Below are 21,351 nucleotides of genomic sequence, written 5' to 3'. Positions count from 1 at the left end.
GCCCCGTTTTTACCCGCTAGGCGACGCCCTGTCGCATTCTCCTGCCTTTAAGGCTCATTAGCGGTGGACCCAAAAAGCCTTTTTCTGTAAGCTACAGCTTTAGTGTGTCCACTAAAAGCGCGCAGAATTATTCGGTGAAGAAGCGGGGTGACGTGTCCATACGTCACTCCGCTTTTTTACAACCTGCGATCGCCCTTTCAGGCTTTATTTACGGGAGGTCTTCTTGACTAAGCCAGCCATACTCGCCCTTGCTGATGGCAGCATTTTTCGCGGCGAAGCCATTGGAGCCGACGGTCAAACCGTTGGAGAGGTGGTGTTTAACACTGCCATGACCGGCTATCAGGAAATCCTTACCGATCCTTCCTACGCCCAACAGATCGTCACCCTGACCTATCCGCACATCGGCAACACCGGTACTACACCGGAAGACGTCGAGTCTGATCGTGTCTGGTCGGCAGGTCTGGTGATTCGTGACCTGCCTCTGGTGGCGAGCAACTGGCGTAACACGATGTCGCTGTCCGATTACCTGAAAGCCAACAACGTGGTGGCGATCGCCGGTATCGATACGCGCCGCCTCACGCGCATCCTGCGTGAAAAAGGCTCGCAGAATGGCTGCATCATGGTCGGTGACAATATTTCCGAAGAGGCGGCGATTGCCGCTGCGCAAGGGTTCCCTGGCCTGAAGGGCATGGACCTGGCGAAAGTCGTCAGCGTCAAAGAGCAGTACGAATGGCGCTCCACTGTCTGGGACCTGAAGACCGACAGTCACGCGACCATCGACGCGGCCGAGCTTCCATACCATGTGGTGGCCTACGATTACGGCGTCAAATACAACATTCTGCGCATGCTGGTTGCACGGGGCTGCCGCGTAACCGTGGTGCCTGCACAAACCCCAGCCAGCGACGTGCTCGCCCTGCAGCCGGACGGTGTGTTCCTGTCCAACGGCCCGGGCGACCCCGAGCCATGCGACTACGCCATCCAGGCGATCAAGGAAGTGCTGGAAACCGAGATTCCGGTATTCGGCATCTGCCTGGGCCACCAGTTGCTGGCCCTGGCTTCCGGCGCCAAGACCCTGAAAATGGGGCACGGCCACCACGGCGCCAACCATCCTGTGCAGGATCTGGATACCGGCGTTGTAATGATCACCAGCCAGAACCACGGTTTTGCGGTGGATGAAGCGACCTTGCCGGCTAACGTGCGCGCCATTCACAAGTCGCTGTTCGACGGCTCCCTGCAAGGCATCGAGCGCACCGACAAGAGCGCGTTCAGCTTCCAGGGCCACCCTGAAGCCAGCCCGGGCCCGAACGACGTAGCGCCGCTGTTCGACCGTTTCATCAATGAGATGGCCAAGCGACGCTGACTGAGCGGCGTGCGGGCGGCCCCTGACTTCGGTGGCCCCCGCAGGCTCTTCAAGGATTGTTCAAGACGGCTTGCCGACTGACCTGCGGATTTGAGTGACAAACCCATGCCAAAACGTACAGACATAAAAAGCATCCTGATTCTCGGCGCTGGCCCGATCGTGATCGGCCAGGCCTGCGAATTCGACTACTCCGGCGCCCAGGCCTGTAAAGCCCTGCGCGAGGAGGGCTACCGCGTCATCCTGGTGAACTCCAACCCGGCCACCATCATGACCGACCCGGCCATGGCCGACGCCACCTACATCGAACCGATCAAATGGCAGACCGTTGCCAAGATCATCGAGAAAGAGCGTCCGGACGCGCTGTTGCCGACCATGGGCGGCCAGACCGCACTGAACTGCGCCCTGGACCTGGAGCGCGAAGGCGTCCTGGAAAAGTTCGGCGTAGAGATGATCGGTGCCAACGCCGACACCATCGACAAGGCTGAAGACCGTTCGCGTTTCGACAAGGCGATGAAGTCCATCGGCCTTGATTGCCCGCGCTCCGGTATCGCCCACAGCATGGAAGAGGCCAACGCCGTTCTCGAAAAGCTCGGCTTCCCGTGCATTATCCGTCCGTCCTTCACCATGGGCGGCACCGGTGGCGGCATTGCCTACAACCGTGAAGAATTCGAAGAAATCTGCGCCCGTGGCCTGGATCTGTCGCCGACCAAAGAGTTGCTGATCGACGAATCCCTGATCGGCTGGAAAGAATACGAGATGGAGGTTGTCCGCGATAAGAAGGACAACTGCATCATCGTCTGCTCCATCGAAAACTTCGACCCGATGGGCGTGCACACCGGTGACTCGATCACCGTTGCTCCAGCGCAGACCCTGACGGACAAGGAATACCAGATCATGCGTAACGCCTCGTTGGCGGTATTGCGTGAGATCGGCGTTGAAACCGGTGGCTCCAACGTTCAGTTCGGCATCTGCCCGGACACAGGCCGCATGGTCGTGATCGAGATGAACCCGCGTGTATCGCGTTCTTCGGCGCTGGCCTCGAAAGCGACCGGTTTCCCGATTGCGCGTATCGCTGCCAAGCTGGCGATCGGTTACACCCTGGACGAGCTGCAAAACGAAATCACGGGCGGCGCCATGCCGGCCTCTTTCGAGCCGTCCATCGACTACGTTGTGACCAAGCTGCCGCGCTTTGCCTTCGAAAAATTCCCCAAGGCTGATGCGCGCCTGACCACCCAGATGAAGTCTGTCGGTGAAGTCATGGCAATCGGCCGCACGTTCCAGGAATCCCTGCAGAAAGCCCTGCGCGGCCTGGAAGTCGGTGTTTGCGGCCTGGACGAAAAGCTCGACCTGAGCAACCCGGAAAGCATGAGCATCCTCAAGCGCGAGCTGACCGTGCCGGGCGCCGAACGTATCTGGTACGTGGCGGACGCCTTCCGCGCCGGCCTGAGCGTCGAAGATATCTTCGGCATGAACATGATCGACCCGTGGTTCCTGGTGCAGATCGAAGACCTGATCAAGGAAGAAGAGAAGGTCAAGACCCTCGGTCTTTCTTCGATCGACCGCGACTTGATGTTCCGCCTCAAGCGCAAAGGCTTCTCCGACCAACGCCTGGCCAAGCTGCTGGGTGTGACCGAGAAGAACCTGCGTACCCATCGTCACAAGCTGGATATCTTCCCGGTCTACAAGCGCGTTGACACCTGCGCCGCCGAGTTCGCCACCGACACCGCGTACATGTACTCCACCTATGAGGAAGAGTGCGAAGCTGCGCCGTCGGACCGCGACAAGATCATCATCCTGGGCGGTGGTCCGAACCGTATCGGCCAGGGCATCGAGTTCGACTACTGCTGCGTACACGCCGCCCTTGCACTGCGCGAAGACGGGTACGAGACCATCATGGTCAACTGCAACCCGGAAACTGTTTCCACTGACTACGACACTTCCGACCGCCTGTATTTCGAGCCGGTAACGCTGGAAGACGTATTGGAAATCTGCCGCGTCGAGAAGCCAAAAGGCGTAATCGTCCAGTACGGCGGGCAAACCCCGTTGAAACTGGCGCGTGCCCTGGAAGCGGCTGGCGTGCCGATCATCGGTACCAGCCCGGACGCCATCGACCGCGCTGAAGATCGCGAGCGCTTCCAGCAAATGGTCGAGCGCCTGAACCTGCGCCAGCCGCCGAACGCCACCGTGCGCAGCGAAGACGAAGCCATCCGCGCAGCCAGCAAGATCGGCTACCCGCTGGTGGTGCGTCCGTCCTACGTACTGGGCGGCCGTGCGATGGAGATCGTCTACGAAGAAGACGAGCTCAAGCGCTACCTGCGTGACGCGGTGAAAGTGTCCAACGACAGCCCTGTGTTGCTCGACCACTTCCTCAACTGCGCCATCGAAATGGACGTGGACGCGGTGTGTGACGGTACTGACGTCGTGATCGGCGCGATCATGCAGCACATTGAACAGGCTGGCGTTCACTCCGGTGACTCCGCCTGCTCGCTGCCGCCGTACTCGTTGCCTGCGCATATCCAGGACGAGATGCGCGAACAGGTCAAGAAAATGGCCCTGGAACTGGGTGTGGTCGGCCTGATGAACGTACAGTTGGCGCTGCAAGGCGAAGACATCTACGTCATCGAAGTCAACCCGCGCGCTTCGCGTACCGTGCCGTTCGTGTCCAAGTGCATCGGTGTGTCCCTGGCCATGATCGCTGCCCGCGTGATGGCCGGTAAGACATTGAAGGAAATCGGCTTCACTAAGGAGATCATTCCGAACTTCTACAGCGTGAAAGAGGCGGTGTTCCCATTCGCCAAGTTCCCTGGCGTGGACCCGATCCTCGGCCCAGAGATGAAGTCCACCGGTGAAGTGATGGGCGTGGGTGACACCTTCGGCGAAGCGTTCGCCAAGGCTCAGATGGGCGCCAGCGAAGTGCTGCCGACCGGCGGTACTGCGTTTATCAGCGTGCGTGATGACGACAAGCCACTGGTTGCGGGTGTAGCCCGTGATCTGATCAACTTGGGCTTTGAAGTCGTGGCTACCGCCGGGACCGCCAAGCTGATCGAAGCTGCCGGCCTGAAAGTGCGCCGCGTGAACAAGGTGACCGAAGGCCGTCCGCACGTGGTCGACATGATCAAGAACGACGAAGTCACGCTGATCATCAACACCACCGAAGGTCGCCAGTCGATCGCGGACTCCTACTCCATTCGCCGTAATGCCTTGCAGCACAAGATCTACTGCACCACCACCATTGCTGCAGGCGAAGCCATCTGCGAAGCGCTCAAGTTCGGTCCGGAAAAGACCGTGCGTCGCTTGCAGGATCTACACGCAGGATTGAAGGCATGATCAAATATCCAATGACCGTCCAGGGCGCCAAGGCCCTGGAAGAGGAGCACGCCCATCTGACCAAGGTCGTACGTCCAAAGCTGAGCCAGGACATCGGTACGGCCCGCGAGCTGGGTGACTTGAAGGAAAACGCCGAATACCACGCTGCTCGCGAGCAGCAGGGTATGGTCGAGGCGCGGATCCGTGACATCGAAGGCCGTATGCAGAATGCGGTGATCATCGACGTCACGACCATCCCGCACACCGGCAAGGTGATTTTCGGCACCACGGTGGAAATCGCCAACGTCGAGACGGATGAGCGCGTTGTCTACCAAATCGTGGGCGAAGACGAGGCTGACTTCAAACTCGGCAAGATCTCGGTTGGTTCGCCGCTGGCCCGTGCCCTGATCGCCAAGGAAGAAGGCGACGTGGTTGCCGTAAAAACGCCGAGCGGCGTGATCGAGTACGAGATTGTCGAAGTTCGTCACATCTGAAAGACGGCGCCCGCTTCGTGCGGGCGCCATGCTGTGGCAACTTTCCCAGATGCTTTGGGTGGGTGGCCTATGGTTGTTGCATATTGGCGTGTTGCCGGCGCTGGGTTTAATAGGCCTGGCACCCTTGCTGATCGATGAGATCGACGGCTTGCTGACTACGTTGCTGGTGAGTTTTGCCGCAGCATGCGTGACGCTCCAGGCGTTGGTGCTGGTCAAGGCTGAAGGCTTGGGGAGTTTGTGGCGGGATATTCGCGGCCAACTGCTGTTGATGGCGCTGTATGCGTGCGTAATGTATTGCATTGTGCATGTGTGGCTGCCGCAAGCGCTGCGCTGGCAGTTGTTCAGCTATCTTGTGCTAGGGTTTTCTGGCTTGGTGCTGGCGATACAGCCTGCGCCGGGATGGAGTGGCGGGGCGCGCGAAGCACGCCCTTGACCCTTGTCATCATTTGAAGCGATGAACGTTCGACAATTGCTTGTTGACGTTGACGTTCTTGCGATGCAGCAGCGCCATCTTGCCGATAACCTGAACCAGGTCCGCTTTGCCAACCTTGCACAGTTCTGCAATGGCGGCCAGGCGCGCTTCGCGATCAAGGATATTGACCTTGATCTTGATCAGTTCATGATCATTGAGTGCGCGTTCGAACTCGGCTAACACACCTTCAGTCAAACCGTTGTCTGCCACAATCAGAACTGGTTTCAAATGGTGGCCAATGGATTTGTACTGTTTCTTCTGCTCTTGAGTGAGCGGCATAATCTGACCCCTGCGTCTGATCTTGTAAAAAGCGGCGGCCAGTTTACCCGAGCGAGTCCGGGACCGCCCAGTTAATCACGACCCGTTTTATTTTCGAGGTGGCCCGTGGCCCGTTCCAAAACCAGCCTTAAGTGGCTACAAGAACATTTCAACGATCCTTACGTCAAAAAGGCGCAGAAGGACGGCTACCGTTCCCGGGCCAGTTACAAGCTGCTGGAGATCCAGGACAAGGACAAACTGATCCGGCCTGGCATGAGCGTTATCGACCTGGGTGCTGCTCCCGGTGGCTGGTCCCAGGTGACCAGTCGTCTGATTGGTGGGCAGGGCCGCTTGATCGCTTCCGACATCCTGGAAATGGACAGCATCCCGGATGTGACCTTTGTTCACGGGGACTTCACTCAGGACGCCGTTCTCGCGCAGATCCTCGAGGCCGTCGGAAATTCGCAGGTAGACCTTGTGATTTCCGACATGGCCCCCAATATGAGTGGATTACCGGCTGTTGATATGCCGCGCGCCATGTTCCTGTGCGAGTTGGCATTGGATCTGGCCGGACGGGTGTTGCGTCCGGGTGGTGACTTCCTGGTCAAGGTCTTCCAGGGCGAAGGGTTTGACGAGTACCACAAGAACATCCGCAAGCTGTTTGACAAGGTTCAAACGCGTAAACCTGACTCTTCCCGGGACAGGTCCCGTGAGCAATACCTGCTCTGCCGCGGCTTTCGCGGTGTGGAAGGCGCGGCGAGCGAAGAGCGTTTTTGAGGAATTGGAGGAGGGCGATAGGTTTTTTTATATCGCTTTCGTCACGAAGCTTTACGAATATTGTGTAGTTAAAGTTTCACAAAGGGTTACAGACGGCGCCTGCCAGTGGTGTAGGTAATGTAGTAAGTTAGGCCGGTGAATATCATGCGAAGCGCGCGCCAGTAGCGGAGCTTGCTTCAGAGGGTAGTTAATTGAACGATATGGCAAAGAATCTGATCCTGTGGTTGATCATCGCGGCTGTCCTGGTGACGGTGATGAACAACTTCTCCAGCCCTAACGAGCCGCAGACCCTCAACTATTCCGACTTCATCCAGCAAGTTAAGGATGGCAAGGTCGAGCGCGTAGCGGTTGATGGCTATGTGATTACCGGCAAGCGTGTCGATGGCGACAGCTTCAAGACCATTCGTCCGGCCATTCAGGACAACGGTCTGATCGGCGACCTGGTAGACAACAAGGTCGTCGTGGAAGGCAAGCAGCCTGAGCAGCAGAGCATCTGGACCCAGCTCCTGGTAGCCAGCTTCCCGATCCTGGTGATTATCGCCGTGTTCATGTTCTTCATGCGCCAGATGCAAGGTGGTGCGGGAGGCAAGGGCGGGCCGATGAGCTTCGGCAAGAGCAAGGCACGGCTGCTCTCGGAGGACCAGGTGAAAACGACCCTGGCGGATGTCGCCGGTTGCGACGAAGCCAAGGAAGAAGTGGGTGAACTGGTCGAGTTCCTGCGCGATCCGGGCAAGTTCCAGCGCCTGGGCGGGCGTATTCCTCGCGGCGTGCTGATGGTCGGCCCGCCGGGTACCGGTAAAACCTTGCTGGCCAAGGCAATTGCCGGCGAAGCCAAGGTGCCGTTCTTCACCATTTCCGGTTCTGACTTTGTCGAGATGTTCGTCGGCGTCGGTGCCAGCCGTGTTCGCGATATGTTCGAACAGGCCAAGAAGCACGCGCCATGCATCATCTTCATTGACGAAATCGACGCTGTTGGTCGCCACCGTGGCGCCGGCATGGGCGGCGGTCATGACGAGCGTGAGCAGACCCTCAACCAGTTGCTGGTGGAGATGGATGGTTTCGAGATGAATGACGGCATTATCGTCATTGCCGCAACCAACCGTCCGGACGTATTGGACCCTGCGCTGCTGCGTCCAGGCCGTTTCGACCGTCAGGTGGTAGTGGGCTTGCCGGACATCCGTGGTCGCGAGCAGATCCTTAAAGTCCACATGCGCAAAGTGCCGATGGGCGACGACGTGGCTCCGGGCGTGATTGCCCGTGGTACGCCAGGCTTCTCGGGTGCCGACCTTGCCAACCTGGTGAACGAGGCTTCGTTGTTCGCGGCCCGTACCGGCAAGCGCATCGTTGAAATGAAAGAGTTCGAGTTGGCCAAGGACAAGATCATGATGGGCGCTGAGCGCAAATCCATGGTCATGTCCGAGAAAGAAAAACAGAACACCGCCTATCACGAGGCCGGTCACGCCATTGTTGGCCGCGTTGTGCCTGAGCATGACCCGGTCTACAAGGTGTCGATCATTCCACGCGGTCGTGCGTTGGGTGTGACGATGTTCTTGCCGGAAGAGGATCGCTACAGCCTCTCCAAGCGTGCGCTGATCAGCCAGATCTGCTCGCTGTACGGCGGTCGAATCGCAGAAGAAATGACCCTGGGCTTCGACGGGGTGACTACCGGCGCTTCCAACGACATCATGCGTGCCAGCCAGATCGCACGAAATATGGTGACCAAGTGGGGCTTGTCGGAAAAACTCGGTCCATTGATGTATGCCGAGGAAGAAGGCGAGGTATTCCTGGGCCGTGGCGGTGGCGGTCAAAGCGCCAGTTTCTCGGGTGAGACAGCCAAGCTGATCGACTCCGAGGTGCGCAGCATCATTGACCAGTGCTACGGCACGGCCAGGCAGATCCTCACCGACAATCGCGACAAGCTGGACGCGATGGCAGATGCGCTGATGAAGTACGAGACCATTGATGCCGATCAGATCGACGACATCATGGCCGGTCGTACACCTCGGGAGCCGCGCGATTGGGAAGGTGGTTCGGGTACCTCGGGCACTCCGCCAGTGGTGCAGAATGAGCGTCCTGAAGCCCCGATCGGCGGCCCTGCAGCTGACCACTAAGGTTTGAAATGATTTTCGCGTCGTCCTCCACCCGGTTGCCTTGCGGCAACCGGGTTCTTGATTTGGCCCATACACATGTCATGGGCATTCTTAACGTCACTCCAGACTCGTTTTCCGATGGTGGTCGCTTCAGCCAGCAGGATGCCGCGTTGCGTCATGCAGAGGCGATGGTGGCTGCCGGTGCGACGTTGATCGATGTCGGGGGCGAGTCGACTCGGCCTGGGGCTCGCGCTGTTTCTCCTGTGGAGGAACTGGAGCGGGTGGCGCCGATTGTCGAGCGAATTGCCCGTGAGCTGGATGTGATCATCTCTGTGGATACCTCGACGCCGGCAGTGATGCGTGAAACCGCGCGCCTGGGGGCGGGGCTCATCAATGATGTGCGTGCGTTGCGGCGTGACGGTGCTCTCGATGCCGCTGCGGCGACTGGCCTGCCGGTGTGTCTGATGCATATGCTGGGCGAGCCCGGCAATATGCAGGATAATCCGCACTACGACGATCTGGTGGGCGAAGTCAGTGGTTTTCTTGCCGACAGGGTCGCTCAGTGCGCCCGCGTGGGCATTGGTCCAGAAAAGATCATCCTTGATCCGGGGTTTGGCTTCGCCAAGACCCTGCAACATAATTTAAGCCTGTTCAAGCATATGGACGCCCTGCACGCCCTTGGTCGGCCCCTGTTGGTCGGTGTTTCGCGCAAGAGCATGATAGGGCAGGCCTTGAATCGCCCGGTTGGTGAGCGCTTGTTTGGCGGCCTCGCGCTGGCTGCGCTTGCCGTGACCAAGGGCGCTCGTATTTTGCGTGTGCATGACGTTGCCGAGACGGTGGACGTGGTGCGCATGATTGCCGCTGTAGAATCAGCCGAATAAGAATGATGGAGCACTCATGACTAAAAAATATTTTGGCACCGACGGTATCCGTGGTCGGGTCGGTGAATACCCGATTACGCCGGATTTCATGCTCAAGCTGGGTTGGGCGGCAGGTATGGCGTTCCGCAGCATGGGCGCGTGCCGCATCCTGGTTGGCAAGGACACGCGTATTTCGGGCTACATGTTTGAGTCCGCGCTGGAGGCCGGGTTGTCCGCTGCCGGCGCCGATGTAATGCTGCTGGGCCCCATGCCGACGCCGGCGATCGCCTACCTGACGCGTACCTTTCACGCTGAAGCCGGTATCGTGATCAGTGCTTCGCACAACCCCCATGATGACAATGGCATCAAGTTTTTCTCGGGACAGGGCACCAAACTGCCGGACGAGATCGAACTGATGATCGAAGAGCTGCTGGATGCGCCGATGACGGTGGTGGAGTCCAGCAAGCTGGGCAAAGTGTCGCGCATCAATGATGCCTCCGGCCGCTACATCGAGTTCTGTAAGAGCAGCGTTCCGAGCAGCACCAGTTTTGCCGGGCTGAAGATCGTCGTCGATTGCGCCCATGGTGCGACCTACAAAGTGGCGCCGAGCGTATTCAAGGAGCTTGGTGCGCAGGTCACCGTGCTGTCGGCCCAGCCTAACGGGTTGAACATCAACGACAACTGTGGCTCCACGCACATGGAGCAGTTGCAGGCGGCCGTTCTGGCTGAGCACGCGGACCTGGGCATCGCATTCGATGGCGATGGCGACCGCGTACTCATGGTGGATCACACCGGCATGATCGTGGATGGCGATGATCTGCTGTTCATCATTGCCCGAGACTTGCATGAGCGTAACAAGCTGCAGGGCGGTGTCGTTGGCACCCTGATGAGTAATCTCGGGCTTGAGTTGGCGTTGGCGGAGCTGGGCATTCCGTTTATTCGGGCCAATGTCGGTGATCGTTATGTGATCGCCGAGCTGCTGGAGCGCAACTGGCTGGTGGGCGGTGAGAATTCGGGGCACGTGGTGTGCTTCCAGCACACCACAACGGGCGACGCTATCATCGCTGCGCTGCAAGTGCTGCTGGCCTTGCGTCGCCGTCAGGAAAGCCTGGCCCAGGCGCGGCAGGCGCTGCGCAAGTGTCCGCAGGTACTGCTCAACGTGCGTTTCGCCGGTGGCGCAAACCCGATCGAGCACCCTTCTGTCAAAGAAGCGTGCGAGCGCGTGACCCAGGCGATGGCAGGGCGTGGGCGTGTGTTATTGCGCAAGTCTGGCACGGAGCCTCTGGTGCGGGTGATGGTCGAAGGCGAGGACGAAACACAGGTTCGCGGCCATGCCGAAGACCTGGCAAAACTGGTAACTGAAGTTTGCGCCTGAATTCGGCTTGCCAGTGATGGTGTGGTTGGGTAACATCTGCGCCCACTTTGACCGACGGGGTACAGCATGCGTCGCACTATGGTAGCTGGTAACTGGAAGATGCACGGTACCCGCGCCAGTGTCGCTGAGCTGATCAATGGCCTTCGTCACTTGGCCTTGCCTGGCGGTGTTGATGTCGCGGTGTTCCCGCCTTGCTTGCATATCAACCAAGTGGTTGATGGCTTGAAGGGTAAGTCGATTCAGGTCGGCGCGCAGAACTCTGCGGTGGAGCCCATGCAAGGTGCGTTGACCGGTGAGATTTCGCCGAGTCAGCTGGTTGATGCGGGTTGTTCCTATGTGCTTGTCGGGCACTCCGAGCGTCGTCAGATGATGGGCGAGCGAGATGGAACCCTCAACCGCAAGTTCGCAGCGGCACAGGCTTGTGGCTTGATTCCGGTGTTGTGCATCGGGGAAACCCTTGAGCAGCGTGAGTCGGGCAAGACGCTTGAAGTTGTCTCGCGTCAGCTGGGCAGCATCATCGAAGAGCTGGGTGTCGGTGCGTTTGCAAAAGCGGTCATTGCTTACGAGCCGGTCTGGGCCATTGGCACCGGGCTGACTGCTACACCGCAACAGGCGCAGGATGTGCACGCAGCCATCCGCGCGCAGTTGGCGGCAGAGAATTCTGAAGTCGCACAAGGTGTGCGTCTTCTATACGGCGGCAGCGTGAAGGCGGCCAATGCGGTCGAACTGTTCGGCATGCCGGATATCGATGGGGGGCTCATTGGTGGAGCTTCCCTGAATGCAGATGAGTTCGGTGCGATCTGTCGCGCCGCGGGAAACTGAAAAAATGCTGGAAACAGTCGTAGTCGTTTTTCATCTGTTGGCTGCCCTGGGCGTAGTTGCCCTGGTTTTGTTGCAACAGGGCAAAGGTGCGGATGCTGGTGCGTCTTTCGGTGCAGGTGCTTCAAATACTGTATTCGGAAGCCAAGGTTCCTCTACCTTTCTTAGTAAGTTTACTGCTATACTTGCCGCCGGTTTCTTCATAACCAGCTTAGGGTTAGGTTACTTTGCTAAAGAGAAAGCTCATGTGCTGACTCAAGTAGGTTTGCCAAACCCAGCAGTGTTGGAAGTACCAAAAGCAAAACCGGCTTCTGATGATGTCCCGGTGCTTCAAGAGCAAAAGTCGGCTACTCCAGCGACTGACGTGCCTCCAGCTCAAGAGCAGAAGTAAGAAGGTTGTAAACGCTGTATTGCCGAGGTGGTGGAATTGGTAGACACGCAACCTTGAGGTGGTTGTGCCCATAGGGTGTAGGGGTTCGAGTCCCCTTCTCGGTACCAATTATCAGGAGAGCCCGCTGTTGCGGGCTTTCTTGTAGGTGGAAGGTTACATTGACCCTGTAAGGGATCGGTCGTATACTTCCGCCCCAGCTTTGTCGCGGGGTGGAGCAGTCTGGTAGCTCGTCGGGCTCATAACCCGAAGGTCGTCGGTTCAAATCCGGCCCCCGCAACCAGTTTTAGCGGAGCCCCTTTTAAGGGGCTTTTTGTTAGCTGGACACTTTCAACGCCGCTGTTCGACGGCGTTTCAAGGATGGGCGTTTCGCCCATTTTTTTATTTTGCACAGCATGCACATACATGCACGAGGGGGTTCAGGTGTCGAGCAAGCTAGAAGAGTTGCAGGCCTTGCTGGCCCCGGTGGTCGTGGCCCTAGGCTATGAATGCTGGGGTATTGAGTTTTCGGCTCAAGGTCGCCACTCAATGTTGCGCGTTTATATCGATAAAGAGGGCGGCGTGCTGGTGGACGATTGTGCCATTGTCAGCCGTCAGATCAGCGGTGTCCTGGATGTTGAAGATCCAATCGCCGTTGAATACACCCTTGAAGTTTCCTCGCCAGGCATGGAACGCCCACTGTTCACTATTGAGCAGTTTGCAAAATTTGCCGGTGAACAAGTGAAGATCAAGCTGCGCTCCCCGTTCGAAGGGCGACGCAACTTTCAGGGCCTTCTGCGCGGTGTAGAAGAGCAGGATGTCGTGGTGCAGGTAGAAGACCATGAGTTCCTGTTGCCGATCGATATGATCGACAAGGCCAACATTATTCCCAGTTTTGGCTGAGACGCGGATCCCGCGGATCCAATGGCTTGCGAAAGGCGAGGCGTACGATGAGCAAAGAAGTACTGCTGGTTGTTGAGTCGGTATCCAATGAAAAGGGCGTACCGGCAAACGTGATTTTTGAAGCGCTGGAGCTGGCTCTGGCCACTGCGACCAAAAAGCGTTTCGAAGATGAAGTTGATCTGCGTGTGGAAATCAACCGCCACACCGGTGCCTATGAGACTTTCCGTCGCTGGACGGTCGTCGAAGAAGCCGATCTTGATGATCCGGCGATTGAAACCTGGCCGAGCAAGGTTGCGCAAACGCACCCTGGCGCCAACGTCGGTGATGTCGTCGAAGAGAAGATCGAATCGATCGAGTTCGGCCGTATCGCTGCACAGACCGCCAAGCAGGTCATCGTGCAGAAGGTTCGCGAAGCCGAGCGTGCTCAGGTCGTCGACGCCTATCGCGAGCGCCTGGGTGAAATCATCTCCGGCACCGTGAAGAAAGTCACCCGCGACAACGTGATCGTCGACCTGGGCAACAACGCTGAAGCGTTGCTGGCCCGTGAAGATATCATTTCTCGCGAAACCTTCCGTGTCGGCGTGCGCTTGCGTGCGCTGCTCAAGGAAATCCGCACCGAGAACCGCGGCCCTCAGTTGATCCTGTCGCGTACCGCGCCGGAAATGCTGATCGAGCTGTTCCGTATCGAAGTGCCGGAAATTGCCGAAGGCCTGATCGAAGTCATGGCTGCGTCCCGCGACCCGGGTTCGCGCGCCAAGATCGCGGTCCGCTCCAAGGACAAACGCATTGACCCGCAGGGCGCTTGCATTGGTATGCGCGGTTCGCGCGTCCAGGCAGTGTCGGGTGAGTTGGGCGGTGAGCGTGTGGACATCGTCCTGTGGGACGATAACCCGGCGCAGTTCGTGATCAACGCCATGTCGCCAGCTGAAGTGGCGGCAATTATCGTTGACGAAGATGCCCATGCAATGGACATCGCCGTTGGCGCAGACAATCTGGCTCAGGCCATTGGTCGTGGTGGTCAGAACGTGCGTCTGGCCAGCCAACTGACCGGTTGGACCCTGAACGTGATGACCGAATCGGACATCCAGGCTAAGCAGCAAGCTGAAACCGGCGACATCCTGCGCAACTTTATCGAAGAGTTGGAAGTCGATGAAGACCTGGCTCAGGTGCTGGTAGATGAAGGCTTCACCAGCCTGGAAGAGATTGCCTACGTACCGTTGGAAGAAATGCTCAACATCGACGGCTTTGACGAAGACACCGTCAACGAGCTTCGCGCTCGGGCCAAGGATCGTTTGTTGACTAAAGCCATCGCTACTGAGGAAAAGCTGGCAGACGCCCATCCGGCCGAAGACCTGCTCTCGCTTGAGGGTATGGACAAGGATTTGGCGATGGAACTGGCGGTGCGCGGCGTAATTACCCGCGAAGACCTGGCCGAGCAGTCTATTGACGATCTGCTCGACATCGACGGCATTGACGAAGATCGTGCCGGCAAGTTGATCATGGCCGCCCGAGCCCATTGGTTCGAGTAATTAGGCGCGGCCTGAGGAGAGAAGTGCATGACGCAAGTCACGGTGAAACAACTGGCCGATGAGGTCAAAACACCGGTAGAGCGCCTGTTGCAGCAGATGCGTGAGGCAGGTCTGCCGCACACCGCCGCCGATGAAGGTGTGAGCGATAGTGAGAAGCAGTCTTTGCTGACTCACTTGAAGAGCAGCCACAAGGCGAAAGTGGAAGAACCGCGCAAGATTACATTGCAGCGCAAAACCACCAGCACCCTGCGTGTAGCGGGTAGCAAGAGCATCAGCGTTGAAGTACGCAAGAAGAAAGTCTTCGTACAGCGCAGCCCGGAAGAAATCGAAGCCGAGCGCAAACGCGAACTTGAAGAGCGTCGCGCAGTAGAAAATGCTGCTCGTCAGAAGGCTGAAGAAGAAGCCAAGCGTCGCGCCGAAGAAGAAGCGCGTCGCCAGCCTACTGCTGCGCAACCTGCTAACACTGACGCGGTTGCCGCTCCTGTTGAAGCTGTGCGTGAGGCCGCTCCGGTGGCTGCCGCACCTGCTCCTGCAGCAGATGCCCGCAAGCGCGACGAACCTCGTCGTCCGGACAAACCGCGTGCCGACGATAACAATCGTCGCGGTGGTGGTGGCGATGGCGAGCGTAAAAACGCTCCACATCGTGCCTCGGTCAAAGAGAAAGCGCCTGCTCCACGCGTTGCCCCACGTACTACTGACGAAGAGAGCGATAGCTTCCGTCGCGGTGGTCGCGGCAAGGCCAAGCTGAAAAAACGCAACGCCCACGGTTTCCAGAGCCCAACCGGCCCTGTCGTGCGTGATGTGCAGATCGGCGAGACCATCACCGTTGGCGATCTCGCCAATCAGATGTCGGTCAAGGCTGCTGAAATCATCAAGTTCATGTTCAAACTGGGTACTCCAGCGACCATCAACCAGGTGCTTGATCAGGAAACTGCTCAGCTGGTAGCCGAAGAACTGGGCCACAAAGTGACCCTGGTCAGCGACACCGCCTTGGAAGATTCCCTGGCCGAGTCCCTGAAGTTTGAAGGTGAGACGTTCTCCCGTGCGCCAGTTGTGACCGTAATGGGCCACGTTGACCACGGTAAGACATCCCTGCTCGACTACATCCGTCGTGCCAAGGTAGCTGCTGGCGAAGCCGGTGGTATCACCCAGCACATCGGTGCGTACCACGTTGAAACCGAGCGCGGCATGGTCACCTTCCTCGACACCCCAGGTCACGCCGCGTTTACCGCAATGCGTGCCCGTGGTGCCAAGGCGACTGACATCGTGATCCTGGTCGTTGCAGCGGACGACGGCGTGATGCCGCAGACCATTGAAGCTGTCCAGCATGCCAAGGCCGCTGGCGTTCCACTGGTTGTTGCAGTGAACAAGATCGACAAGCCGGGCGCCGATCTCGATCGCATCCGTAGCGAACTGTCGGTTCACGGCGTGACGTCCGAAGAGTGGGGCGGTGATACGCCGTTCGTTTCGGTATCGGCCAAGGTCGGTACTGGCGTGGACGAACTGCTCGAAGCAGTCCTGCTGCAGGCTGAAGTACTCGAACTGAAAGCAACTCCATCGGCTCCAGGCCGTGGTGTTGTGGTTGAATCGCGTCTCGACAAAGGTCGCGGCCCGGTTGCAACCGTACTGGTTCAAGACGGTACTCTGCGCCAAGGCGACATGGTGCTGGTCGGTTCGAACTATGGCCGCGTGCGTGCCATGCTCGACGAGAACGGCAAGCCAATCAAGGAAGCCGGTCCTTCCATCCCTGTCGAGATCCTCGGCCTGGACGGTACCCCGGACGCTGGCGACGAGATGAGCGTGGTTGCCGACGAGAAGAAAGCCCGTGAAGTGGCTCTGTTCCGTCAAGGCAAGTTCCGCGAAGTCAAACTGGCTCGTGCTCACGCCGGCAAGCTGGAAAACATCTTCGAGAACATGGGCCAGGCAGAGAAGAAGACGCTTAACATCGTCCTCAAATCTGACGTACGCGGTTCCCTCGAAGCGTTGAACGGCGCCTTGAACGGCCTGGGTAACGACGAAGTGCAAGTGCGCGTTGTCGGTGGCGGTGTCGGTGGTATCACCGAATCCGACGCCAACCTGGCACTGGCTTCCAACGCTGTACTGTTCGGCTTCAACGTGCGTGCCGATGCTGGCGCTCGCAAGATCGTCGAGCAGGAAGGCCTGGACATGCGTTACTACAACGTCATCTACGACATCATCGAAGACGTCAAGAAAGCCCTTACCGGCATGCTTGGCAGCGACGTTCGGGAGAATATCCTGGGTGTTGCCGAGGTGCGTGACGTGTTCCGCTCGCCGAAATTCGGCGCGATCGCCGGTTGCATGGTTATTGAAGGTGTTGTGCACCGTAACCGTCCAATCCGTGTACTGCGTGAAGACATCGTTATCTTCGAAGGCGAGCTGGAATCCCTGCGCCGCTTCAAGGATGACGCTTCCGAAGTGCGTGCCGGCATGGAATGCGGTATCGGCGTCAAGAGCTACAACGACGTCAAGCCTGGCGACAAGATCGAAGTTTACGAGAAGGTCCAGGTTGCTCGCAGCCTCTAACTCGCGCACTTCCGGAGCCACGCCGCGTGTGGGCATGCAAATGCCCCGCGCAGCGTACGGACTCTAAACGCAACGCCCGGTCTGGCTTTTGTCAGGCCGGGCGTTTGCCGCTTTCAGACCCCACGGGTTTCACCGTGTGGCAGCAACAGGTAACAAGAAATGGCAAAAGAATACAGCCGTACCCAACGTATCGGCGATCAGATGCAGCGTGAGCTGGCTCAACTGATCCGTCGCGAAGTCAAAGACCCGCGCGTTGGCCTGGTCACCATCACCGCCGTTGAAGTGAGCCGTGACGTGGGTCACGCCAAAATCTTCATTACCGTGATGGGCCAGGACAACAGCGAAGAAATCGCGCAAAGCATCAAGGTGCTCAACTCGGCTGCAGGTTTCCTGCGCATGCAGTTGGCCCGTGAAATGAAATTGCGCAGCGTTCCGCAGTTGCACTTCCACTACGACGAAAGCGTCGTACGTGGCGCACACCTGTCGGCACTGATCGAGCGCGCCGTGGCTGAAGACAGCCAGCATCCGTCCACACCTGAAGACGCCAAGGAGTAAGCGGTGGCTCAGGTCAAACGTATCCGCCGTAACGTCAGTGGCATCATTCTGCTCGACAAGCCCATTGGCTTTACCTCCAATGCGGCGTTGCAGAAGGTTCGCTGGCTGCTCAACGCCGAAAAGGCCGGGCACACCGGTAGCCTCGACCCGCTGGCCACCGGCGTTCTGCCTTTGTGCTTTGGCGAGGCGACCAAGTTCTCGCAATACCTGCTCGATTCCGACAAGGGTTATGAAACCCTGATGCAACTGGGCAAGACCACCACCACGGCCGACGCCGAAGGTGATGTGTTGCAGGTTCGCGATGTGACCGTTGGTCGTGCCGATATTGAAGCCGCCTTACCCGCTTTCCGTGGGCAAATCAGCCAGATACCGCCGATGTACTCGGCTCTCAAGCGTGACGGGCAACCTCTTTACAAGCTGGCACGTGCGGGCGAAGTGGTGGAGCGTGAACCGCGTTCTGTTACTATTGCCCGGCTGGAATTGCTCGCCTGTGAAGGTGACACCGCCCGATTGGCCGTGGACTGCAGCAAAGGCACCTATATCCGTACTCTGGTGGAAGATATTGGTGAGCAACTGGGCTGTGGCGCATACGTTGCCGAACTGCGACGTACACAGGCCGGCCCTTTCACCCTGGCCCAGACGGTCACGCTGGAAGAGCTCGAAGCGGTACACGCCGAAGGCGGCAACGAAGCGGTAGATCGCTTCCTGATGCCCTCGGACAGCGGTTTGCTGGATTGGCCATTGCTGCACTTCTCGGAACACAGCGCGTTCTACTGGCTCAACGGCCAACCGGTACGCGCCCCGGATGCCCCGAAGTTCGGCATGGTGCGAGTACAGGATCATAACGGTCGCTTTATCGGTATCGGTGAAGTGAGCGAAGACGGGCGCATCGCGCCGCGTCGACTGATTCGGTCAGAATGACCGAACGAGTGTGGCTGTTAACAGGCATGGTCAACACTCATTTTTAGATACAGGGATTTGTCCCTGGCCTGTTGAAACTACCCCTGGGTGGTTTCCTGAAAAAAGGATTGCCTCATGGCTCTCGACGTTCAAGAAAAAGCACAAATCGTAGCTGACTATCAGCAAGCTGTTGGTGACACTGGTTCGCCAGAAGTGCAAGTTGCACTGCTGACCCACAACATCAACAAACTGCAAGGTCACTTCAAGGCCAACGGTAAAGATCACCACTCCCGTCGTGGTCTGATCCGCATGGTAAACCAGCGCCGTAAGCTGCTGGACTACCTGAAAGGCAAGGATCTGGGTCGTTATCAGGCTCTGATCGGTCGCCTGGGTCTGCGTCGCTAATCAGCGATTGCGCTAGAGGTTGGTTGTCTGCCGTGTGTCAGTGGGATTCCCGCTGGCCCATTGCAGGCTCCCAGCCTCAAGTTTTATCTGGATACACGTTTTACCCCTGGACAAGGGTCGGGCCGATTCCCGGCATTGCCCAAGAATTTCGCAAGAAAACAAGTTCCCCAAGAGCCACAAAGAAGGTAGGACACCGTGAACCCGGTTATCAAAAAATTCCAGTTCGGTCAGTCGACCGTTACCCTCGAGACAGGCCGTATCGCCCGTCAAGCCTCCGGCGCAGTGCTGGTTACCGTTGACGACGACGTTACCGTATTGGTGACCGTGGTTGGCGCCAAGACCGCTGACCCGAGCAAAGGCTTTTTCCCTCTGTCCGTTCACTACCAGGAAAAGACTTACGCTGCCGGTAAGATCCCTGGCGGTTTCTTCAAGCGCGAAGGCCGTCCTTCCGAGAAAGAAACCCTGACTTCCCGACTGATCGACCGTCCGATCCGTCCGCTGTTCCCAGAAGGCTTCATGAACGAAGTGCAGGTTGTCTGCACCGTCGTTTCCACCAGCAAGAAGACCGATCCGGACATCGCTGCGATGATCGGTACCTCGGCTGCACTGGCCATCTCCGGCATTCCCTTCGATGGTCCGATCGGCGCAGCTCGCGTTGCGTTCCACGAAAGCACCGGCTACCTGCTGAACCCGACTTACGAGCAACAAAAAGCCTCGAGCCTGGACATGGTCGTTGCCGGTACCTCGGAAGCGGTATTGATGGTTGAATCGGAAGCCAAAGAGCTGACCGAAGACCAGATGCTGGGCGCCGTATTGTTTGCTCACGACGAGTTCCAGGTTGTGATCAATGCGGTTAAAGAACTGGCTGCCGAAGCCGCCAAGCCAACCTGGGCCTGGGCTCCTGCGCCTGAAGCCACCGTACTGCTGGGCGCTATCCGCGCAGAGTTCGGCGCTGCCATCTCCGATGCCTACACCATCACCGTCAAGGCCGACCGTTATGCTCGCCTGGGCGAGTTGAAGGACCAGGTCGTGGCCAAGCTGTCCGGTGAAGACGGCCAGCCTTCCGCCAGCGAAGTCAAAGCAGCCTTCGGCGAAATCGAATACCGCACCGTTCGCGAAAACATCGTGAACGGCAAGCCGCGTATCGACGGTCGCGACACCCGCACCGTACGCCCGCTGAACATTGAAGTCGGCGTTTTGCCGAAGACTCACGGTTCGGCCCTGTTCACCCGTGGTGAAACCCAGGCCCTGGTAGTCGCGACGCTGGGCACCGCCCGTGACGCACAGCTGCTGGACACCCTGGAAGGCGAGAAAAAAGACCCGTTCATGCTGCACTACAACTTTCCTCCGTTCTCGGTGGGCGAGTGTGGTCGCATGGGTGGCGCTGGCCGTCGCGAAATCGGTCACGGCCGTCTGGCCCGTCGTTCGGTCCAGGCCATGCTGCCGGCCGCTGACGTGTTCCCGTACACCATTCGTGTTGTATCGGAAATCACCGAGTCCAACGGTTCCAGCTCCATGGCTTCCGTTTGCGGTGCTTCGCTGGCATTGATGGACGCTGGTGTGCCGATGAAGGCGCCAGTTGCCGGTATCGCCATGGGCCTGGTTAAAGAAGGCGAGAAGTTCGCCATCCTGACCGACATCCTGGGCGACGAAGACCACCTGGGCGACATGGACTTCAAGGTAGCCGGTACCGCCAAAGGCGTGACCGCACTGCAGATGGACATCAAGATCAAGGGCATCACCGAAGAGATCATGGAAATCGCTCTGGGCCAAGCCCTGGAAGCGCGCCTGAACATCCTCGGCCAGATGAACCAGATCATTGGTCAGTCGCGTACCGAGCTGTCGGAAAATGCTCCGACCATGATCGCGATGAAAATCGACACCGACAAAATCCGTGATGTCATCGGTAAAGGCGGCGCGACGATCCGTGCGATCTGTGAAGAGACCAAGGCCTCGATCGATATCGAAGACGACGGTTCTATCAAGATCTTCGGCGAAACCAAGGAAGCGGCTGAAGCTGCACGTCAGCGCGTCCTGGGTATCACCGCTGAAGCCGAGATCGGCAAGATCTACGTCGGTAAGGTTGAGCGCATCGTCGACTTCGGTGCCTTCGTCAACATCCTGCCGGGCAAAGACGGTCTGGTTCACATCTCCATGCTGAGCGACGCTCGCGTTGAGAAAGTGACCGACATTCTCAAAGAAGGCCAGGAAGTGGAAGTGTTGGTACTGGACGTGGACAACCGCGGCCGTATCAAACTGTCCATCAAGGACGTAGCAGCAGCCAAGGCTTCGGGCGTTTAATTACCCGCAAGCTTCACGCTGAAATAAAGGACTCTA

At 58.3% G+C, this 21,351-nt stretch carries 18 protein-coding genes and 2 tRNA genes; 19 read left to right on the top strand and 1 reads right to left on the bottom strand.

Annotated features, from left to right (window positions below; translation table 11 throughout):
- Positions 1-223: 223 nt before the first annotated feature.
- The 4 genes from carA (at position 224) to C4J92_RS22560 (ending at position 5,593) form a co-directional block, all read left to right on the top strand.
- Positions 224-1,360, top strand: coding sequence for a glutamine-hydrolyzing carbamoyl-phosphate synthase small subunit (gene carA / locus C4J92_RS22575; protein WP_124364445.1), 1,137 nt, complete (start codon positions 224-226; stop codon positions 1,358-1,360).
- A gap of 105 nt (positions 1,361-1,465) precedes the next feature.
- On the top strand, positions 1,466-4,687 hold the full coding sequence (gene carB / locus C4J92_RS22570; RefSeq protein ID WP_124364444.1) for a carbamoyl-phosphate synthase large subunit: 3,222 nt from the start codon (positions 1,466-1,468) through the stop codon (positions 4,685-4,687).
- Positions 4,684-5,160 (top strand): transcription elongation factor GreA, encoded by a 477-nt coding sequence (gene greA, locus C4J92_RS22565; RefSeq protein ID WP_124364443.1) that lies wholly within the window; start codon positions 4,684-4,686, stop codon positions 5,158-5,160. The genes carB and greA overlap by 4 nt, the downstream gene beginning before the upstream one ends.
- Positions 5,161-5,188: 28 nt before the next feature.
- Entirely contained in the window at positions 5,189-5,593 is a 405-nt protein-coding gene (locus C4J92_RS22560; RefSeq protein ID WP_124405309.1) for an MFS transporter, read from the top strand.
- Between the two features lie 9 nt (positions 5,594-5,602).
- Here C4J92_RS22560 and C4J92_RS22555 read toward each other — a convergent pair whose 3' ends face one another.
- Entirely contained in the window at positions 5,603-5,911 is a 309-nt protein-coding gene (locus tag C4J92_RS22555) for a YhbY family RNA-binding protein (RefSeq protein WP_124405308.1), read from the bottom strand.
- A 105-nt stretch (positions 5,912-6,016) separates the two neighbouring features.
- On the opposite strand from C4J92_RS22555, the gene rlmE reads away from it, so the two are divergent.
- The 15 genes from rlmE (at position 6,017) to pnp (ending at position 21,315) form a co-directional block, all read left to right on the top strand.
- Positions 6,017-6,667: a 23S rRNA (uridine(2552)-2'-O)-methyltransferase RlmE gene (gene rlmE, locus C4J92_RS22550; RefSeq protein ID WP_032862906.1), complete on the top strand. Its 651-nt coding sequence runs from the start codon at positions 6,017-6,019 to the stop codon at positions 6,665-6,667.
- A gap of 200 nt (positions 6,668-6,867) precedes the next feature.
- Positions 6,868-8,778: an ATP-dependent zinc metalloprotease FtsH gene (gene ftsH, locus C4J92_RS22545; RefSeq protein WP_124364440.1), complete on the top strand. Its 1,911-nt coding sequence runs from the start codon at positions 6,868-6,870 to the stop codon at positions 8,776-8,778.
- Positions 8,779-8,786: 8 nt separating this feature from the next.
- Positions 8,787-9,638: a dihydropteroate synthase gene (gene folP / locus C4J92_RS22540; protein WP_124405307.1), complete on the top strand. Its 852-nt coding sequence runs from the start codon at positions 8,787-8,789 to the stop codon at positions 9,636-9,638.
- Positions 9,639-9,654: 16 nt separating this feature from the next.
- On the top strand, positions 9,655-10,992 hold the full coding sequence (glmM, locus tag C4J92_RS22535; RefSeq protein ID WP_124368380.1) for a phosphoglucosamine mutase: 1,338 nt from the start codon (positions 9,655-9,657) through the stop codon (positions 10,990-10,992).
- A gap of 66 nt (positions 10,993-11,058) precedes the next feature.
- Positions 11,059-11,814, top strand: a complete 756-nt coding sequence (gene tpiA / locus C4J92_RS22530; RefSeq protein WP_043051841.1) for a triose-phosphate isomerase — start codon at positions 11,059-11,061, stop codon at positions 11,812-11,814.
- Between the two features lie 4 nt (positions 11,815-11,818).
- Positions 11,819-12,202, top strand: coding sequence for a preprotein translocase subunit SecG (gene secG, locus C4J92_RS22525; protein ID WP_010206600.1), 384 nt, complete (start codon positions 11,819-11,821; stop codon positions 12,200-12,202).
- Between the two features lie 21 nt (positions 12,203-12,223).
- A tRNA-Leu gene (locus C4J92_RS22520) sits at positions 12,224-12,309 on the top strand.
- A gap of 96 nt (positions 12,310-12,405) precedes the next feature.
- Positions 12,406-12,482: transfer RNA gene (locus tag C4J92_RS22515), tRNA-Met, on the top strand.
- A gap of 140 nt (positions 12,483-12,622) precedes the next feature.
- The gene (gene rimP / locus C4J92_RS22510) at positions 12,623-13,081 is read left to right on the top strand and encodes a ribosome maturation factor RimP (RefSeq protein ID WP_164484568.1); all 459 of its coding nucleotides are present in this window, start codon (positions 12,623-12,625) and stop codon (positions 13,079-13,081) included.
- A 47-nt stretch (positions 13,082-13,128) separates the two neighbouring features.
- Positions 13,129-14,610, top strand: a complete 1,482-nt coding sequence (gene nusA / locus C4J92_RS22505) for a transcription termination factor NusA (RefSeq protein WP_057725019.1) — start codon at positions 13,129-13,131, stop codon at positions 14,608-14,610.
- A 27-nt stretch (positions 14,611-14,637) separates the two neighbouring features.
- A complete protein-coding gene (infB, locus tag C4J92_RS22500) occupies positions 14,638-17,154 on the top strand; it encodes a translation initiation factor IF-2 (protein WP_124364436.1) in 2,517 nt (838 codons plus the stop codon).
- Between the two features lie 159 nt (positions 17,155-17,313).
- Positions 17,314-17,709, top strand: coding sequence for a 30S ribosome-binding factor RbfA (gene rbfA / locus C4J92_RS22495; RefSeq protein WP_003176137.1), 396 nt, complete (start codon positions 17,314-17,316; stop codon positions 17,707-17,709).
- Positions 17,710-17,712: 3 nt separating this feature from the next.
- Complete coding sequence (gene truB, locus C4J92_RS22490) at positions 17,713-18,630, top strand: tRNA pseudouridine(55) synthase TruB (protein ID WP_003176136.1); 918 nt, start codon at positions 17,713-17,715, stop codon at positions 18,628-18,630.
- 114 nt (positions 18,631-18,744) lie between these two features.
- Entirely contained in the window at positions 18,745-19,014 is a 270-nt protein-coding gene (gene rpsO, locus C4J92_RS22485) for a 30S ribosomal protein S15 (protein ID WP_003176135.1), read from the top strand.
- 195 nt (positions 19,015-19,209) lie between these two features.
- A complete protein-coding gene (gene pnp, locus C4J92_RS22480) occupies positions 19,210-21,315 on the top strand; it encodes a polyribonucleotide nucleotidyltransferase (RefSeq protein WP_124405306.1) in 2,106 nt (701 codons plus the stop codon).
- The last annotated feature ends 36 nt before the right edge of the window (positions 21,316-21,351 follow it).

This window comes from Pseudomonas sp. R3-18-08, from assembly GCF_003852065.1.
In the GTDB taxonomy this organism is placed as follows: Bacteria; Pseudomonadota; Gammaproteobacteria; order Pseudomonadales; family Pseudomonadaceae; genus Aquipseudomonas.
This window is presented reverse-complemented; position numbering and strand designations above follow the sequence as displayed.